General features: G+C 61.0%; 17 protein-coding genes, 1 tRNA gene and 2 pseudogenes. 14 read left to right on the top strand and 6 right to left on the bottom strand.

Annotated features, from left to right (window positions below):
• The 7 genes from ATY78_RS13950 to ugpC form a co-directional block, all read left to right on the top strand.
• Positions 1 to 218, top strand: a 218-nt coding sequence (locus ATY78_RS13950; RefSeq protein WP_141105641.1) for an aminotransferase class I/II-fold pyridoxal phosphate-dependent enzyme, incomplete at its 5' end; no start/stop codon positions are given.
• A gap of 358 nt (positions 219 to 576) precedes the next feature.
• On the top strand, positions 577 to 1,554 hold the full coding sequence (locus ATY78_RS13945) for a LacI family DNA-binding transcriptional regulator (protein WP_088682929.1): 978 nt from the start codon (positions 577 to 579) through the stop codon (positions 1,552 to 1,554).
• 54 nt (positions 1,555 to 1,608) lie between these two features.
• Positions 1,609 to 2,847, top strand: a complete 1,239-nt coding sequence (locus tag ATY78_RS13940) for a sugar ABC transporter substrate-binding protein (protein WP_088682920.1) — start codon at positions 1,609 to 1,611, stop codon at positions 2,845 to 2,847.
• A gap of 74 nt (positions 2,848 to 2,921) precedes the next feature.
• Positions 2,922 to 3,839, top strand: a complete 918-nt coding sequence (locus tag ATY78_RS13935; RefSeq protein ID WP_088682919.1) for a sugar ABC transporter permease — start codon at positions 2,922 to 2,924, stop codon at positions 3,837 to 3,839.
• Positions 3,836 to 4,699: a carbohydrate ABC transporter permease gene (locus ATY78_RS13930; protein ID WP_088682918.1), complete on the top strand. Its 864-nt coding sequence runs from the start codon at positions 3,836 to 3,838 to the stop codon at positions 4,697 to 4,699. Before ATY78_RS13935 ends, ATY78_RS13930 begins: the two co-directional genes overlap by 4 nt.
• Positions 4,700 to 4,718: 19 nt before the next feature.
• Positions 4,719 to 6,641, top strand: coding sequence for a glycoside hydrolase family 127 protein (locus ATY78_RS13925; RefSeq protein WP_088682917.1), 1,923 nt, complete (start codon positions 4,719 to 4,721; stop codon positions 6,639 to 6,641).
• An 11-nt stretch (positions 6,642 to 6,652) separates the two neighbouring features.
• Complete coding sequence (gene ugpC, locus ATY78_RS13920) at positions 6,653 to 7,738, top strand: sn-glycerol-3-phosphate ABC transporter ATP-binding protein UgpC (protein WP_088682916.1); 1,086 nt, start codon at positions 6,653 to 6,655, stop codon at positions 7,736 to 7,738.
• A 17-nt stretch (positions 7,739 to 7,755) separates the two neighbouring features.
• Here the strand turns inward: ugpC and dxr are convergent, their stop codons facing one another.
• The gene (gene dxr, locus ATY78_RS13915; RefSeq protein WP_088682915.1) at positions 7,756 to 8,946 is read right to left on the bottom strand and encodes a 1-deoxy-D-xylulose-5-phosphate reductoisomerase; all 1,191 of its coding nucleotides are present in this window, start codon (positions 8,944 to 8,946) and stop codon (positions 7,756 to 7,758) included.
• 377 nt (positions 8,947 to 9,323) lie between these two features.
• Between dxr and ATY78_RS13910 the strand changes: the two genes are divergently transcribed.
• Both ATY78_RS13910 and ATY78_RS13905 read left to right on the top strand, forming a co-directional pair.
• The gene (locus ATY78_RS13910; protein WP_088682914.1) at positions 9,324 to 9,974 is read left to right on the top strand and encodes a hypothetical protein; all 651 of its coding nucleotides are present in this window, start codon (positions 9,324 to 9,326) and stop codon (positions 9,972 to 9,974) included.
• Between the two features lie 61 nt (positions 9,975 to 10,035).
• Positions 10,036 to 10,326, top strand: a complete 291-nt coding sequence (locus tag ATY78_RS13905) for a BON domain-containing protein (RefSeq protein ID WP_088682913.1) — start codon at positions 10,036 to 10,038, stop codon at positions 10,324 to 10,326.
• Positions 10,327 to 10,373: 47 nt separating this feature from the next.
• On the opposite strand, the gene ATY78_RS28565 is transcribed toward ATY78_RS13905, so the two are convergent.
• Both ATY78_RS28565 and ATY78_RS13900 read right to left on the bottom strand, forming a co-directional pair.
• Positions 10,374 to 10,526 (bottom strand): hypothetical protein, encoded by a 153-nt coding sequence (locus ATY78_RS28565; RefSeq protein WP_190237458.1) that lies wholly within the window; start codon positions 10,524 to 10,526, stop codon positions 10,374 to 10,376.
• 116 nt (positions 10,527 to 10,642) lie between these two features.
• Complete coding sequence (locus ATY78_RS13900; RefSeq protein ID WP_088682912.1) at positions 10,643 to 10,903, bottom strand: hypothetical protein; 261 nt, start codon at positions 10,901 to 10,903, stop codon at positions 10,643 to 10,645.
• A gap of 147 nt (positions 10,904 to 11,050) precedes the next feature.
• Here ATY78_RS13900 and ATY78_RS13895 point away from each other — a divergent pair, with 147 nt between their 5' ends.
• From ATY78_RS13895 to ATY78_RS13880, 4 genes and pseudogenes are all read left to right on the top strand, one after another.
• Positions 11,051 to 11,569, top strand: coding sequence for a DUF2937 family protein (locus ATY78_RS13895; RefSeq protein ID WP_088682911.1), 519 nt, complete (start codon positions 11,051 to 11,053; stop codon positions 11,567 to 11,569).
• A gap of 94 nt (positions 11,570 to 11,663) precedes the next feature.
• Entirely contained in the window at positions 11,664 to 11,909 is a 246-nt protein-coding gene (locus tag ATY78_RS13890; protein WP_088682910.1) for a DUF982 domain-containing protein, read from the top strand.
• A gap of 244 nt (positions 11,910 to 12,153) precedes the next feature.
• Positions 12,154 to 12,300, top strand: a pseudogene (locus tag ATY78_RS13885) (DUF1515 domain-containing protein); the annotation flags it as partial.
• Positions 12,301 to 12,756: 456 nt separating this feature from the next.
• On the top strand, positions 12,757 to 13,719 hold the full coding sequence (locus ATY78_RS13880; RefSeq protein WP_088682909.1) for a sterol desaturase family protein: 963 nt from the start codon (positions 12,757 to 12,759) through the stop codon (positions 13,717 to 13,719).
• A gap of 281 nt (positions 13,720 to 14,000) precedes the next feature.
• Here ATY78_RS13880 and ATY78_RS13870 read toward each other — a convergent pair.
• From ATY78_RS13870 to ATY78_RS13860, 3 genes and pseudogenes are all read right to left on the bottom strand, one after another.
• Positions 14,001 to 14,180, bottom strand: a pseudogene (locus tag ATY78_RS13870) (IS481 family transposase); the annotation flags it as partial.
• Positions 14,181 to 14,607: 427 nt separating this feature from the next.
• Positions 14,608 to 14,684: transfer RNA gene (locus ATY78_RS13865), tRNA-Arg, on the bottom strand.
• A 157-nt stretch (positions 14,685 to 14,841) separates the two neighbouring features.
• Positions 14,842 to 16,005: a M20 aminoacylase family protein gene (locus ATY78_RS13860; RefSeq protein ID WP_088682907.1), complete on the bottom strand. Its 1,164-nt coding sequence runs from the start codon at positions 16,003 to 16,005 to the stop codon at positions 14,842 to 14,844.
• Between the two features lie 158 nt (positions 16,006 to 16,163).
• Here ATY78_RS13860 and ATY78_RS13855 point away from each other — a divergent pair, with 158 nt between their 5' ends.
• Positions 16,164 to 17,300, top strand: coding sequence for a D-alanyl-D-alanine carboxypeptidase family protein (locus ATY78_RS13855; protein ID WP_088682906.1), 1,137 nt, complete (start codon positions 16,164 to 16,166; stop codon positions 17,298 to 17,300).
• Positions 17,301 to 17,326: the final 26 nt, after the last annotated feature.

Below are 17,326 nucleotides of genomic sequence, written 5' to 3'. Positions count from 1 at the left end.
TGGTCGGCGATGCGGCCAAGTGCAAGTGGATCTCCGATCTGCTGCTCGACAATTGCGGCGTCTATGTCCAGCCGATCAACTATCCCACCGTGCCGAAGAAGACCGAGCGGCTGCGCATCACCCCGACACCGCTGCATTCCGACGCCGATATCGCCCATCTCGTCGACGCCCTGCATTCGCTCTGGTCGCGCTGCGCGCTGGCAAGGCACGTCGCCTGATCTTTCAACGATCACCTGGGTTCTAACCCCGCGAATCGGAACCTCCATCAGAGGTTCTGACGGCCATTGGTTTTGTTCCTCATCCATTAGCCAGATAATGGTTGTCTGTGCTTTGCATTGAGATTGCCTGCCGCTGCGCGGACGAATGACACATTGCAATCCTGTCTCATGGATTCGCGCCGGCCTTTCCCACGCCTCCTCCCTGCGGTCCACGTCTCGTCGCTCCATCTTTCGATTGCATGAGAAAACCTTTTCTCACTTGACAGAGAGATTGGTAAAAGCTTTTCTCAAGCCACTTCAGAAGGAGGAAGGTCTGAACATCTCGGGAGGAAAAAGAGGCAGGATCACCATCCATGAGGTGGCGTCGGCTGCCGGGGTGAGCATCTCGACGGCGTCGAAGGCGCTCAACGACACCGGCCGGATGGGGGCGGAAACACGCGAGCGGGTGAAGCGGATTGCCGGCGAGATCGGATATCGGCCGAATGCGCTGGCGAGAGGTCTTCTCAGCAAGCGCAGTTTCACCATCGGGCTGCTGACGAACGACACTTACGGCCGTTTTACGCTGCCTGTGATGGCGGGCATTTCGGACGCTCTCGTCGATCATGGCGTTTCGGTTTTCCTGTGCGCCATCGAAGACGATCCGGCGCTCGCTCAGACCCATGTCGATGCGATGCTGGACAAGCAGGTGGACGGTATCATCGCGACCGGCAAGCGGCTGGACAGGCGTCTGCCCGTCGATCTGTCGAATTTGCATGTGCCCGTCGTCTACGCCTTCACGGAGGGGACGCAGAACAGCGTTACGTTCCGTTCGGACGACGAACAGGGTGCGAGACTGGCTGTCGAGTGGCTCGTGAAGGTCGGGCGGCGGCGGATTGCCCACATCACCGGGCCGGAGGATTTCTTCTCGGTGCGGGAACGTGCCGGCGCCTATCACGAAGTCGCAGGTCATCGCGAACCGGTGCTCTACGGCGTGTGGTCGGAAAGCTGGGGGCATGACGCGGTCGAACAGCTTTGGAAGAGGCCGGGAGAAAAACCGGATGCGCTCTTCTGCGGCAACGACCAAATCGCCCGCGGAGCGGTGGATGCGCTGCGCGAGCGCGGCATCAAGGTGCCGCAGGACGTTTCGGTGATCGGCTTCGACAATTGGGAGATTGTCGCAGCCCAGACGCGGCCACCGCTGACGACGGTGGATATGGAGCTGAAGGAGCTCGGGCGGCAGGCCGGATTGACGGTGCTGGCGCTTGCGGAAGGACGGCCTGTCGAGCCGGGAGTGAGGAAATTGCCCTGCCGGCTCGTCGTCCGGCGGTCATGCGGGGGTAAGCCCCCCGAAGAATGAGATCAGGGAAATGAGCAAAGGCGCAAGGAGATGCGCCATATTGGGAGGAGTGTCATGATCAAGCGTCTATTGGCGGCGACCGGCATCGCTACCTTGTGCCTGGTGTCGGCTGCATCGGCCGCCGAAAACGTCGAAATGTGGGTTCGCACGGGGATCGGCGACTCCTTCAAGAAGGTCGTCGAATCCTATAATTCGAGCCATGAGAACAAGGTCGTGGTGACCGAGGTGCCGTTCTCCGAACTGGTGCAGAAATATGCGACGGCGATTGCCGGCGGACAGGCGCCCGACGCGCTCTCGATGGACCTCATCTACAATCCCGCCTTTGCCGCGGCCGGCCAGCTGGAAGATCTGACGGATTGGGCGAAGTCGCTGCCCTATTTCAACTCGCTTTCGCCGTCGCATGTCCGACTCGGCACCTATCAGGACCGGATCTACGGCCTGCCGCTCTCTGTGGAAACATCGGTCTTTGCCTGGAACAAGGATCTCTACAAGAAGGCCGGCCTCGACCCGGAGAAGGCGCCGGCGACCTGGGAGGAAATCACCGCCAATGCGGAGAAGATCCGGGCGCTCGGTGACGACACCTACGGCTTCTATTTCTCCGGCGGCGGCTGCGGCGGCTGCATGATCTTCACCTTCACGCCGCTCACCTGGGGGGCGGGCGCCGACATCCTGTCGGCCGACAGCAAGACGGCGACGCTCGATACGCCCCAGATGCGCAAGGCTGTCGACATCTACCGCAACATGGTCAAGAAGGACCTGGTGCCGGCGGGTGCTGCCAGCGACAACGGCACGAACTTCCTGACCTTTACCAACGGCAAGATCGGCCAGCAAAGTCTTGGCGCCTTCGCTATCGGCACGCTGGTGACCCAGCATCCCGAGATCAATTTCGGCGTGACCCTCATCCCCGGCGTCGACGGAAAGCCGTCGTCCTTTGCCGGCGGCGACAATTTCGTCATCACCAAGGGCACGAAGAAGATCGACGCGGTGAAGGACTTCCTCGGATATATCTATTCGGAAGACGGCCAGAAGGTCATGGCTAAATATGGCAGCCTGCCGACACGCGGCGACATTGCCGACAAGGTGCTCGAAGGTCTCGACCCGCGCATGCAGGTCGGCCTCAAGGCGATCAGTGTGGCCAAGACGCCCTATACGCTGCAGTTCAACGACCTGATCAACAGCGCCAACGGTCCCTGGGCAACCTTTACCAACGCCGCGATCTTCGGCGACGACGTCGACGGTGCGTTCTCCAGCGCCCAGTCGGAAATGCAGTCGATCATCGATAGCGGCCAATAACTCTCCCAAGGCCGCGGCCGGGGAGCGGTGGCAGCTTCCCGGCCAACTTCAATGGACAGATGCGGAGTGTTTCGATGACCGGTTCCGGTTCGAATACCCTATTGCCTCGGCGAAAGCGGCGGCGCAGATCGAACTGGCGCGGCCCTCTCTACATCGCGCCTGCCATGGCGCTGGTGATCGTCTTCTTCGTCATGCCGGTTCTCTTCACGGGATGGATGAGCCTTCACAACTGGCCGCTGATGGGGGCATCACGCTGGATCGGATTCAACAACTATTTCCGCATGTTCAACGACACCCGCTTCATGGCGGCGCTGAATTTCACGGCCTATTACACCGTGATCGTCACCATCGCGATCTTTGCCGTCGCCTTTCCTCTGGCGATCTTCGTCGAAAAGGAACGGCAGTTCGTCAGCGCCTACCGCACGATCATCTTCCTGCCCGTCGTCGTCGGCCTTGCCACAGCCTCGCTGCTCTGGGTCTGGCTTGCCAACGTCGACAGCGGCTTCATCGGCCCGGCCTTGAGAGCGCTCGGTCTTGTCGAAAAAAGCCCCAACCTGCTTGCGACCTTCGACACCGCCTTTCTGACGATCGTGGTGATGGTCGTCTGGAAGATCGCCGGCTTCACCATGATCATTCTTCTGACCGGGCTTCAGGCCATTCCGTCGGAATTGACGGAGGCCGCCCGCATCGACGGCGCCGGCCGCTGGCAGCGCTTCCGGCATCTGACGCTGCCGCTGATGCGCAAGACGATCGCGCTGGCGCTGATCGTCTCCGTCACCGGCTCGATCCTGGCTTTCGACCAGTTCTACATCATGACGTCGGGAGGGCCGCAGAACAAGATGATCTCGGTGGTCTACTACATCTTCAACCAGTCCTTCGTCTCCTTCAATCTCGGCTATGGCGCCGCGCTTTCAATCGCGCTTCTCGCCATCCTCGTCGCCATCAGCATCGTGCAGCTCTGGCTGCTTCGTGTCGGGGAGGAGCGCCCATGACCACGTCAAGAGAGCGCCGCGCACGCAAGGCCATCCGTGCGAAATCGGCCTACCACGTCACCGGCATCGCCATTTCGATCTTCTTTCTCGCGCCCTTCGTGATCACGCTGCTCGCCTCCTTCCGGCGGGGCGCCGAGGCCAGCCTGCCGCCCCTGCCGCCATGGCCGACATCGGGCGTCAGCTTCGATGCCTATGCGCTGCTCGATACGTTCGGCGCCGGCATCTGGCAGCATATGATCAATTCGCTGTTCGTTTCGGCTGCCACGGTGGTGCTCACCGTTCTCGTCAGCCTGCTCGCCGGCTACGGTTTCTCGCGTTACCGGTTCCCGATGAAGAATGCGCTCTTCGTGCTGATCATCGCGACGCTGATGATCCCGTTCCAGTCGATCCTGACACCGCTCTTCATCATCCTGGCAAAGCTCGGCCTCAACAATTCGCTGCTCGGGCTGACGCTCGTCTACGTGACGCTGCAATTGCCCTTCTCCGTCTTCATGATGCGCAACGCCTTCGACGCCGTACCGAAGGAAATCGAGGAGGCCGCGCGCATCGACGGCGCGCGCGATCTGAGGCTCTTGGCGCGGGTTCTCCTGCCGCTGGTGCTTCCGGGTGTCGCCACGGTCGCGATCTTTGCCTTCCTCAATGCCTGGAACGAGTTTCTGGCCGCGCTCGTGCTGCTCTCCAGCAATGAGAAATACACCCTGCCGGTGCTGATGACGGCGGTTCGCGCCGGACGGCTCGGCGCGATCAATTGGGGAGCGGTGCAGGCCGGCGTCGTCGTCATGACGATCCCCTGCCTGATCGTCTTCCTGCTTCTGCAACGCTACTACATGCGCGGGCTGATGGCCGGCGCGGTGAAATGATCCCAAGAAGGTAGAGCCCATGACCAACTCACGTAATGACCGCCAGTTTCGTCCTGTCGCCGTTCCCGATGTCGAACTCGGCGGGTTCTGGGGCAAATGGCAGGATGCCGTCTGTAATTCGACCGCCGAGACCCTGCTCGACCGCTGCGTCGAAGCCGGCATGCTCAAGGCGATCGATGTCAGCCAGCCGAGCCCCGGCGTCGTCATTCCCATTCAGCCATGGGGCGGGACGACGCAGATGTTCTGGGATTCCGATCTCGGCAAGTCGATCGAGACGATCGCCTATTCGCTCTATCGCCGGCCGAACCCGAAGCTGGAGGCGCGCGCTGATGAGATCATCGACATGTATGAGAAGATGCAGGACGAGGACGGCTATCTGAACGCCTGGTTCCAGCGCGTGGAGCCAAGCCGGCGCTGGACCAACCTGCGCGACCATCACGAGCTTTATTGCGCCGGCCACCTCATGGAAGCCGCCGTCGCCTATTATCAGGCAACGGGCAAGCGCAAGCTGCTCGACATCATGTGCCGCTATGCCGATTACATGATCAAGGTGTTCGGCCATGGCGAGGGCCAGATTCCTGGCTATTGCGGCCATGAGGAAGTCGAACTGGCGCTGGTCAAGCTCGCCCGTGTGACCGGCGAGAAGAAATATCTCGACCTTTCGAAATTCTTCATCGACGAGCGCGGCACCGAGCCGCATTTCTTCACGGCCGAGGCCGCTCGCGACGGCCGGAGCGCTGCCGACTTCCATCAGAAGACCTATGAATATGGGCAAGCGCACCAGCCGGTGCGTGAACAGACGAAGGTCGTCGGCCATGCCGTGCGCGCCATGTACCTTTATTCCGGCATGGCTGACATCGCCACCGAATATAAGGACGACAGCCTGACGGCGGCGCTGGAAACGCTCTGGGACGATCTCACGACCAAGCAGATGTATATCACCGGCGGCATCGGCCCGGCCGCGTCCAACGAAGGCTTCACCGACTATTACGACCTGCCCAATGATACGGCCTATGCGGAAACCTGCGCCTCCGTCGGCCTGGTCTTCTGGGCAAGCCGCATGCTCGGACGCGGGCCGGACCGGCGCTATGCCGACATCATGGAGCAGGCGCTCTATAACGGTGCGCTGCCCGGCCTTTCCACGGACGGCAAGACCTTCTTCTACGACAACCCACTCGAAAGTGCCGGCAAGCACCATCGCTGGAAATGGCACCATTGCCCCTGCTGCCCGCCCAACATCGCCCGCCTGGTGACGTCGATCGGCTCATACATGTATGCCGTTGCCGATGATGAGATCGCCGTGCATCTCTATGGTGAGAGCACCAGCCGGCTGAAGCTTGCCAACGGCGCCGAGGTAACGCTGGAGCAGGCCACCAACTATCCGTGGGATGGCGCGGTCGCCTTCACCACCAGGCTGGGAAAGCCGGCCCGATTCGCTTTGTCGTTGCGTATTCCGGATTGGGCGGAGGGTGCAACGCTTAGCGTCAACGGAGCGATGCTCGATCTCGGCGCTCATCTCCGCGACGGATATGCGAGGATCGATCGCGAGTGGGCGGACGGCGACCGCATCGCCCTTTACCTGCCGCTGGCGCTTCGCCCGCAATATGCCAATCCGAAAGTGCGCCAGGATGCCGGCCGCGTCGCACTGATGCGCGGCCCGCTCGTCTACTGCGTCGAGACGACGGATAATGGTGAAGACCTCAACGCCATCGTTCTGCCCCGCGAACTGCCGACCGCCGAAACCGTCGTGCTGAAGGAGCTCAACGATGCCGTCGCCCTCGATCTTAAGGTCGAGCGCGAGGAAACGTCGGGCTGGGGCACGCCGCTTTATCGCGGGGCGCCGGCTGAAAGGCAGGTCGCCATGGCGCGTTTCGTGCCCTATCATCTCTGGGACAACCGCGCGCCCGGAGAGATGCTCGTCTGGGTTCAGTCGGGCAAATAGGTCGCTTGGGGATGACGAACGGTATGGGTAACAAGAGCGTCGTGCTCCAGGACGTGCGGAAAAGCTATGGCAGCCTGCAGGTGGTCCACGGGATCGACCTGACGATTGCTGAAGGCGAATTCGTCGTCTTCGTCGGCCCTTCGGGCTGCGGAAAATCGACGCTGCTTCGCATGATCGCCGGCCTGGAGGACGTGACCGATGGCGAGATCGAGATCAAGGGACGCCTCGTCACCGATCTCGACCCGTCCGAGCGCGGCATCGCCATGGTCTTTCAGTCCTACGCGCTCTACCCGCATATGAGCGTGCGCGACAACCTGGCCTTCGGGCTGAAGATGGCGCGCACCAGTCCCGCCGACATAGAGACGCGCGTCAAGGCGGCTTCCGCGATCCTGAAGATCGACCATCTTCTCGACCGGCGGCCCGGGCAGCTCTCCGGCGGCCAGCGCCAGCGCGTGGCGATCGGCCGGGCGATCGTGCGCAAGCCCGACGTCTTCCTGTTCGACGAGCCGCTCTCCAATCTCGATGCGGAACTGCGCGTTTCCATGCGCATCGAGATCGCCCGCCTTCACCGCGAACTCGGCAATACGATGATCTATGTCACGCACGACCAGACCGAGGCGATGACGCTCGCCGACAAGATCGTCGTGCTGCGCGACGGTCGTGTCGAGCAGGCGGGAACGCCACGGGAAATCTATGAAGATCCCGCCAATACTTTTGTGGCGGGCTTCATCGGCTCACCGCGGATGAACCTGCTGAACGCCCGCTGGCGCGGGAAAGGCCTTGTCGAAGTCGCCGGCTCTCGTATCGAAAGCGGCTTAGCCTGGACAGACGGGCCGGCGGCAAGCGCCGTGACGCTCGGGCTGCGGCCGGAGCATCTGAAGGTGGCGTCCGGCCAGTCGGGCAGCCTGACGGCGAGGGTCGATTTCTCGGAATATCTCGGGGGAACGCAATATCTCTATTGCCAGCTGGCCGACGGCCAGTCGCTGACCGTCGAGCATCGTTCACCGGTCAGCATTGCGGCGGGCGAAGAGGTCAGCCTGCTGTTCGAGCCATCGGATTGCAGATTGTTCGATGAAGGCGGCAAGCGGCTGCGGTAATCGCCCCGCCGGGATCGTCAGCCGGCGGCATCCAACTTCATGAGTTCGGCCGCTCTTTGCCGAGCCTGCCTGTCGGCGGCAAAGACATCGTCCATGCCGGCTGCCGGCGGCAGGTGGGCGAGCTCGTCCATGACCCTTTCGGTGATGTCGGCCATGGCAAGGAAGGACAGCCGTCTCTCGATGAAGGCTTCGAGCGCCACTTCCTTGGCGCCGTTCAGAACCGCGCCCTGAACACCGCCGCGCGTCATTGCAAGCCGCGCAAGCCGCAGAGCCGGAAAGCGCCGCTCGTCGGGCGCCTCGAAATCGAGCCGCGCGAGCTTGGCGAAATCCAGCCTTTCGATCGGCAGGTTCGGCCGGCGCGGAAAGGACAGCGCGTAGCCGATGGCGGTGCGCATATCGGGCGCGCCGAGCTGAGCCAGAACCGAGCCGTCGGTATAACCGACCATCGAATGAATGATCGACTGCGGATGGAAGATGACTTCGATCTGCTCGGGCTTCAGGCCGAAAAGGTGGCGGGCCTCGATCATCTCCAGCGCCTTGTTGAACATCGAGGCGCTGTCGATCGAAATCTTCAACCCCATCGACCAGTTCGGATGGGCGCGCGCGGTTTCCACCGTTACGCCTGCCATTTCCTCCAGAGATGCGGTGCGGAAGGGGCCGCCCGATGCCGTCAGGATCACCCGCTCGATGGCGTGGCGCTGATTTTCTTCCAGCACCTGGAAAATCGCATTATGCTCGCTGTCGACCGGAAGCAGCCTGCCGCCACCTTCATGGATCGCCTTGATGAAGAGATCGCCCGCCGAGACCAGGCATTCCTTGTTGGCAAGGGCGATATCGGCGCCGCGCCTTGCGGCTGCGAGCGTCGGCGCGAGACCCGCCGTGCCGACGATTGCCGCCATTACCCAGTCGGCTTCGCGGTCGGCCGCTTCCAGGAGGCCGGATTTTCCCGACGCGACGGCGATGCCGCTGCCCGCAAGTTCGTTTTTCAGGGATTCGTAATGCCGGTCGTTCGCCGTGACCGCCAACCGCGCGCCGAAGGACCTGGCTTGCCGGGCCAGCAGCTCGACATTGCCGTTGCCCGTCAGAACGGAGATTTCGAACATCTCCCGTCCGCCCAGATGTTCGACGACATTGAGGGTGTTGCGGCCGATCGACCCGGTCGAGCCGAAGATGCTGAGGCGCCGCGGCGCGGTGTTGCCTGTTATCATGTGGTATTTCGCGAAAAATTTCTCTCGTAGGCCCAGGCTCTACTAGGCTTTGGAAGGAGCGGCAAGTGTGCGGTGCAGCAGATTTCCGGCCTTTGAGGGGTTTACAGAGCGCCGTCAGGATGTGATCCTTATGACATTCCGAGAGGAATCGAGCTTCCGCCGCGGCCGGTTACGGCCGCATGGAAATCGAGGTGCTGCGGCGTCCTGAGAACAGGCACTCGAGTGCCCCGGCCTTTCCGGCCGAACATTAAATCGAGGATGAAGCCGGGATGGGCGGCTTGGCCGCGATCCCTCATCGTGTTCGCTGCGCGCTTTCATGTGCGTTGCCGCGTCGGTTTCGGCGCGGCGGCGCTCTATCGAATCAAACATCGGATGTCATGACGATATTCAAAACAGCACTCACCCTTTTTACCATTTTCTTTTCGGTCACGGCGGTTGCAAAGGCGGACGACCTATTGATCTGGTCGCCGGCCAAGCTCTCCGACCGGTCCTACAAGGCGACGATGGGTTTTCGCCTGCCGGCGGAGTGGGAAACGAGCGCCGGCGCCGATCTCGCCCTCGCCTCGACCAAAGGCGGCGCGCTGCTGCCCGATTCCGAACAGGCGATGCTCTGGGGCAGGATCAGCAGGACAACCGTCACACCGGCGGGCCAATCGCAGCAGGGCGCGAAGGTGAGCGTCGATACGCTGCGCGGCGGCGGCGCCCTGACGCTCAGCCGCTCGCGCAGCTGGATACTGTCGGATTCGCTCGACATGCAGTCGAGCCGCTCCGTCAGCGTCCGTTACGACCCGGTCGATACCAGGCAGTCCTCGGTGACGGCGTCGCAGGCGCTGAAACTCATCTATCCCTGGACGGGGACCTCGCTTTCGGCGGGTGCGGGCGTGAGCAACGCCAGCGGCGACTTTTCGAGCACGGTCGCGGTCAACCAGGCCATCCTGCCGAACCTCAACCTCGATGCCTCGGTGAGCAATCCGTTTTCGCCCGCCGAGACTGGCGGCGTCAATCTGCGCTATCGCGTGCGGTGGTAGCGCCACGAAACCAAACGGGGCCGGTGGCGTTTCTTCCTCAGGTTTTACGGAGGAATGGACGATGGTTTTCAAAGAGCCGACATTTCACGGGCTCGAGCCTGAAATGGAATTGGAAATCGCCAATCGTGCATCGGTGGAAGCCGCAGTCGCCAACGCCCTGGCGATCGCCGGCGGTATCGATGCGTCGGATGTCGAGGTGACGATGGAAAATGGTCAGGTCCTGCTGAGCGGCACCGTCGGTACGGTCGGCGAGATCGAACGGGCAACCGCGGTCGCCAGGGCCGTCGAAGGCGTCAATGCGGTACAGAACCGGATTCTGCTGGGCGGGCCTTCCGTCGGCGACCCACATTGATATCAGCGCATGAAGCGCATATCGAGCGCCGGCCAAGCCGGCGCTGATCAGCCGGCGAAGCGCTCGACGAGGAAGGACGACCCCGCCAACCGGTCGGTCTTCCCAGTGGTGACCGGCCCCTGCGGCTGATGAGCGATCGCCAGCAGCAGGGCGCTGACGGCGACGTAGCCGATCGCGAGAAGAGTCATCTTGATACGCATGATCGATACTCCTGTTTCGCGATAAACGCGGTTGATATCGCGAAGTTCCTGATGGCGAGATCAGATGAAAAGCCCGGCCGGGGAGGATCGGCCGGGCTTTCATGCAGGGGGTTGTCCTATCGGCAGATTCGGGTTTCCTTGATGACCGTATGGCCGTGACGGCGGATCTTTTCCGTCTTGGTGAAGCAATCGCGCGATACGCGCTGCGTCATGCCATGATGGCGATAGTAGGGACGATGACGATAGTACGGGCGTTCGGAATCGCCGTAATAGGGACGGGCGTCGTCCGTCGTGATGGTGACGCTGGCCGCCTGAGACGGCATGGCGGAAAAGACGGACGCTGCGGCGAGCGTGCAGGCGAGGATAAGCTGTTTCATGACGAGCCTCTCTTTTCTCAGTTGGTCACGCCATCAACTCGCCGGAAGCAATGTCGGTTCAATCACATAGCGTTACCGATTGTGTCGAACGGAGAAACCTTTCGTCCGCCCGCTCGTTAGCGCAGGGGATAGCCGGAGGCATCGATCATGGGACCGATTGCAAGAATAGTCGCCATCACCGCCGGGCTTGCCGGCGGCACGATTTTCTCGCAGGCGCCGGAATTTGCGCAGCAATACCGCCAACGGATCGGCGGTGCGCTCGACGAGTTGCGCGTCATCGTCGAGGACTTCAATGCCCAGGCCGCCCAGCACCATCTCGACCGCCAGCAGGCGCTCAACGCCTATGCGCAATCCTCCGACGATTTCCTGCGCGACCGCGGGGTCTCGATGCAGAACACGATCACGCGCTACGAAACGTTGTTGTCGCAGCAGCTGAAACTCGGCACCGCCGCTCCCGTCGCAAAACCTTTCGTGCTGTTGCGCAATGCCGATGACGTCGTCTTCGCCAATACCTGGCGCGATTTCGTGCCCGGCGTGCCGGTGAGCTTTGCGGGTTTCGTCTGGGGTGCGATCGGATTTATCGGCGGGTGGGCCGTCGCGGCGGTGCTGGGATTGGGCGCGCGACGGGTTGCGAGGCGGCGACGAGCCTATCGCCAGGCGCCGTAAGTCAGCACGGGAGGCAACGTCGCTCGGCACCGATTTGCAAAACGAGGCCGGTCATTCTAACTACTCCCGCAGCACGCGAGGAAGGCCAAAGACAATGCAAACCATTTGGAAAAAGCCGGTAACGATCGCCCTTGAAGGGCCGGATCAATGGGTGGTGATCCAAACCACCCAGGCTGCAACATGGGCGTTGATTGAAGACTGGCCGACAGACGAGGGTCCCGCCCTGGATCGCGCTTGCGCCGTTTGCGCGGATGTCATGTCCGGGAAACGAAGCCGGGAAGAGGCGCGGCAGGCTTTCATAGAGGCTGCGATTGAAGCTGGGATTCCCATGAAGGAATGAGCTCAAGCTACCAACGGCAATCCGCTTCCATCTGCCCAGCACTTGAAGACCGGTGATCCCGGCGCGATTCGAACGCGCGACCCCAGATTAGGAAACCGATACGAATCCTTGCGGCGCAGGGGATGCGTTTCATGTTGCAGTCACGCAAGAAATACCGCCCCGGCTGCGGCCAATTCGTCGGCGTCGTCGGTCTTCGGGAACAGGTGACCATAGGTATCCATGGTCATCGCAATGGTAGAGTGCCGCCCTTGAGGATTGGAAACGCATAAAGATGATCGGCTACGGCATCTCAGCTCTTATCGCTATTGCGGGCTTGACGACAGGCGCTATCATCACATGGATGAGCGACGAAGCTGTGGCTTGGCTGCGGCACTGGCTAAAGATCAACTGATCGATTGCGTGGTTCCGTTCGCTAAAAAAAGGCCCCGCCGAGACGGGGCAAGGTCTTTGGTAAAGACGGAACGCACAGGAGGACACCCGTGCTTTCCTACTGACACAACGAGATGGGATTGGTAAGGTTCCACGTACGGTCTCGTACTGAGGACCTACTCACACCACAAGCGGGCGGTGCGATGGCGTACGGTCTACCGCACCGCTGAAATTACCCTCAATCCCTTTTTCAGCGCCAGCTTCCGTGCGTATTGTTCCCCACCTGATAGTTCTTTTTATGAGCCTTTCGGTCAGTTGTAGTTTTTTCGCAGTGCTCCTCGACCCTCCTGCATGCCTCCGGGACTGCACTTCCACCGCCGGTAATACATCAAAAGGACGCCCCGATCGTCCTTTGAGCAATCTCGCAATAAGCGCATCGTCAGGACTAAGATATACGGGTTCGTGTTTGGAGCAAACCATGGGGCTGGTCGAATACTGCCTGCACAAGCTTGGAAGCTTTTTTTACAACACTTACTATCTGAATGGTAAGGCAATGGCGCTCAGTTTCGCCATTTCCATTGGCCTGGTTCTGACGGTTTTCGCGGTGGAACTCACCTATGTGGGGTTCGGCAATTCCGGGTTCCGTCGGGTTTTCTTCGAGCGCAGCAAATCCACAATCACCGACCTCGTCTATTTCGTCCTTCAGGCGACGGGAATGATTACGCTATTCGCGGCGCTCGCATCATTTGGTCTGTCCTATGCCATCACCCACGCGGCTCAGGATGCCCCCCACCTGGACCTTGCCCGGATGCTGCCAGGCTGGGCACATGTTCTCTTGTTCCTGGTGCTGTCAGACTTCTTGAGCTACTGGCAGCATCGGTTGATGCACCGGCTGCCCGTACTATGGCGGCTGCACGAATTTCACCACGCAGCCGAAGAGTTCAACGCGCTGACTTCGTCGCGGGAGCATCCGCTGGAGAAGGCCATAAACATCGCCATTATGGTCGTTCCGGCGCTGCTAATCGGCCTGCCAACGGCCGAATTCGCCATCGTGACCATCACCTTTGGCGCCATTGGTCTGGTCAAGCACAGTGCCATTCCCTGGCATGGCTGGTTTGGCAAGTACGTGATCCAGTCAGCACGCGACCACTTCATCCATCACTCCCGAGTGCCGGAACATCACGACAAGAATTTCGCGAATTATTTCCCGATCTGGGATCATTTGTTCGGCACCTATTACAAGGGCGATGCAGATGGTGCAAAGCTCGGTCTGGACCGCGACTACTTCAACCAAACCGATCCGTTCCGCGAAACCATCGCCACAGAAATCCGTTTCTTCCAACGCGCGTGGCAAGCTGCCAAGGCCAAGTGCGGCATAAGCCGCATAAGCGGAAAACCTGCCTCGCCGCAGGGGCTGTCGGGCTCGGAACAACGCCGATAGCGCGAAGCTGGCATCTCTCTGTTGTGATAAGCGGCAGCTTTCCGGAATCCACGAACTAGCTCCGTAGCCTCGAAGTGGTCGTACTCGCGATTGTAGGCACGACAAATTTGCTCGCTTCCTTACCGATATTCTCGATAAACAATTGCCCGTCCACGACAGCCAGGCACATCGCCGAAATTATATCGTCGCGAACAAACTTGAGTAGAGCGCGGGATACAGCGTTGTTTATCAGCTTGAACACGGAGTCGGGCGACAGAGAAATCTGTTTTTTTGAGCGCTCCCTAGCTGTTTAGTCCCGGCATTTGATGGATACGGTCGAGGATGAATCGATCTGGCTCGGAAGTCCACCGTTTGCAGATGAACTCGTAGGGTGTGAGGCCCTCTAATGGCTTGAGCCTGCGCCCAAAATTGTAGGCGTTGATGAAGTCGGCGAGATGCTCTTTGAGTTGTGCGTGATCGTCGTTCCGGAGACACTCTAGTCCAAGCCGCCTTGGTGTCAGAGCACAAGATACGATTCATCTTAGGACGGCTCAGCCAAAGCGGCGTCGTGCCATAAGAAATTTGGAAGGGCTTAGTCGACCGGGGTCTTATAGGTTCGTCGCCTTCAGTGTTCGGTAGATCGGGCAGTGCGTTAAGTCTGGCGAGCTCGTTCGCGTAGTCCAGACGCGCCCGTCTCCGGGCTAGGCCCGCACCAAGTTGAGCATGGCTTCCTGGCCCTCTGGCGGTAGATCTTTGAAAGCCATCCTAAACCTCCCCGCAGATCGTGTCGCATGTTGCAGTCCATGTTGCATGGATTCGCCGCTACTCATTTGAAACGCTTGGAAATCAAGGGAAGTGGCGCAACATGACTGCGACATGAGCTTTGAGCGGGTAACTAGTTGATTTTACTGGTGATCCCGGCGCGATTCGAACGCGCGACCCCCAGATTAGGAATCTGGTGCTCTATCCTGCTGAGCTACGGGACCACTTGCATGCCATGCATACAAAAGGCTTGGCGCGAAGCCAAGCCTTAATTATTGCCAATGCATGTCGCGCAAAAGTGTGCGGCGGTTTTGCGGTAACGACATGCGTAAAACAAAAATCGAAAGCGCGAGAAGCGAATCTGAAAGATCGCGGCGCGCTTTAGGCGCCGAGGCGTTGTTCGGCGAGGCGGACCCAGTAGGAGATGCCGTGGGCGATGGCTTCGTCGTTGAAGTCGTAGGCCGGGTTGTGCAGGCCGGCGCTGTCGCCGTTGCCGATGAAGATGAAGGCGCCGGGGCGCGCGTTCAGCATGTAGGAAAAATCCTCGCCGCCCATCATCGGATCGATCTCGGGGTTGACGTTGGCTTCGCCGGCGATGGCGCTCGCGACGGCGACGGCATGCTCGGTCTCGTCAGGGTGGTTGATGGTGACGGGATAGTTGCGGTGGAAGCTGATCTCGGCTTCCGCGCCGTGGGCCGCGACCACGCCTTCGATGACTTGCCTCAGCCGCGTCTCGGCGAGCGTGCGCACCTCGGGATCGAGGGTGCGGACCGTGCCGGCGAAGGTGGCGTCGTTCGGAATGACGTTATGGGCGAAGCCGGCGTTGAATTTGGTGACTGAGACGACGACCGAGGCCAGGGGATCGATCGTGCGCGAAGCGATCATCTGCAGGTTGGTGACGATCTGGGCGCCGATGGCGATCGGGTCGATCGTGCGGTGCGGCTGGGCGGCGTGGCCGCCGCGGCCCTTGATGGTGATCGTAAATTCGTCGGTCGCCGCCATGATGGCGCCCTTGCGGATGGCGAACTGTCCCACAGGCAGGCCGGGCAGGTTGTGCATGCCGTAGACCTCTTCGATGCCGAAGCGCTCCATCATGCCGTCCTGGACCATCAGGTTGCCGCCGCCGCCGCCTTCTTCGGCGGGCTGGAAGATGACGGCGATATTGCCGTTGAAATTGCGGGTCTCGGCCAGGTATTTCGCCGCGCCGAGCAGCATGGCGGTGTGGCCGTCATGGCCGCAGGCATGCATCTTGCCCGGCGTCTTCGAGGCCCAGGGCTTGCCGGTGATTTCGGTCAGCGGCAGGGCGTCCATGTCGGCGCGCAGGCCGATCGTGCGGCTGCCTTCGCCCTTGCCTTTGATCAGGCCGACGACACCGGTGCGGCCGATGCCGGTGACGATCTCGTCGACGCCGAATTCCTTGAGCTTTTCGGCCACGAAGGCGGCCGTGTTTTCCACCGCGAAAAGAAGCTCGGGCCGGGCGTGGATATGGCGGCGCCATTCGGCGACTTCGTCCTGCAATTCGGCGGCTCTGTTCAAAATCGGCATATTGGCGTTCCTGTTATGAAAATCCCGGCAATCGTTGATCGCTTCACAAGGGCGTGAGGCTCACGCAAATTACTTCGTCAATGACCTTTGCCATGTCATAGCCATATAGGCTAGATAGGGGAAGCTTTCGAGATTTCCTGATATCTGAAGGATGAGCCGTGTCGACGAGCCGCTTTGGTTTATTTGCCGCAGTGCGGCCGTTTAGCTTCCTAGTCGCCGCGACTGCCGGTTTTCTTGCCTCCGTTCCGCTTGCTGAGGCCAATCCGCATATTCTCGTCGATGTGCAGACCGGCCGCGTGCTCGAGCATGAAGAAGCCTTCCGCAAATGGTATCCGGCCTCGCTCACCAAGCTGATGACCGTCTATACCGTCTTCGACGCGATCCGCGCCGGTCAGATCAGCCTCGACACGCCCATCGTCATCAGCAAGCGCGCCGCCGCGCAGCCGGCCGCCAAGATGTATTTCAAGCCGGGCCAGAAGCTGACGCTCGACAGCGCGCTGAAGATCCTGCTGGTGAAATCGGCCAACGACATCGCCGTTGCGGTCGCCGAAGCCGTCGGCGGCACGCAGGAAGGCTTCGTGACGCGCATGAACGGCGAGGCGCTGAAGCTCGGCATGACCGATTCGCATTTCGTCAACCCGAACGGCCTGCCCGGCAAGGGCCAATATACGACGGCGCGCGATCTTGCCGTGCTGACGGTGGCGCTGCGCCGTGATTTTCCGCAATATGCCGGCTATTTCTCGCTCGAGGGGTTCACCACCGGCCAGCAGAACGTGCCGAACCTCAACATGCTGATCGGCCGTTTCGCCGGCGCTGATGGTATGAAGACCGGCTTCATCTGTGCCTCGGGCTTCAACCAGATCGGTTCGGCGACGCGCAACGGCCGCACGCTCGTCTCCGTCGTGCTCGGCACGGACAGCCTTGCGGCACGCGCCGACGCGACGGCGAACCTCCTGCAGAAGGGTTTCACCACGCAGCCGTCCAACGGCGACACGCTAGGCTCGCTGAAGCCTTACGGGCCGGGACAGGATCAGGTTGCCGACATCACCGCCGATATCTGCAGCGCCAAGGGCGCCAAGATCCGCAGCGAGACGCGCGACGAGGTCGGCCGCATGAAGGTGCAGTCGCCCTATATCCAGGAAATGGATCACGAGCCGCAATTCGTCTTTGCCGGCCTCATTCCGGGGCAGGACCCGCAACCGGCTCAGAAGCCGGAAAAGATGGCGCGCGGCGATGCGGCAGGAACGATCGCCAATGTGCCGGTGCCGCTGCCGCGCCCTGCGACAACCTTCTAAGATAGATTGGCTGCCTGAGGTAACGT

It is taken from the genome of Rhizobium sp. R635, from assembly GCF_002211285.1.
In the GTDB taxonomy this organism is placed as follows: Bacteria; Pseudomonadota; Alphaproteobacteria; order Rhizobiales; family Rhizobiaceae; genus Rhizobium.
This window is presented reverse-complemented; position numbering and strand designations above follow the sequence as displayed.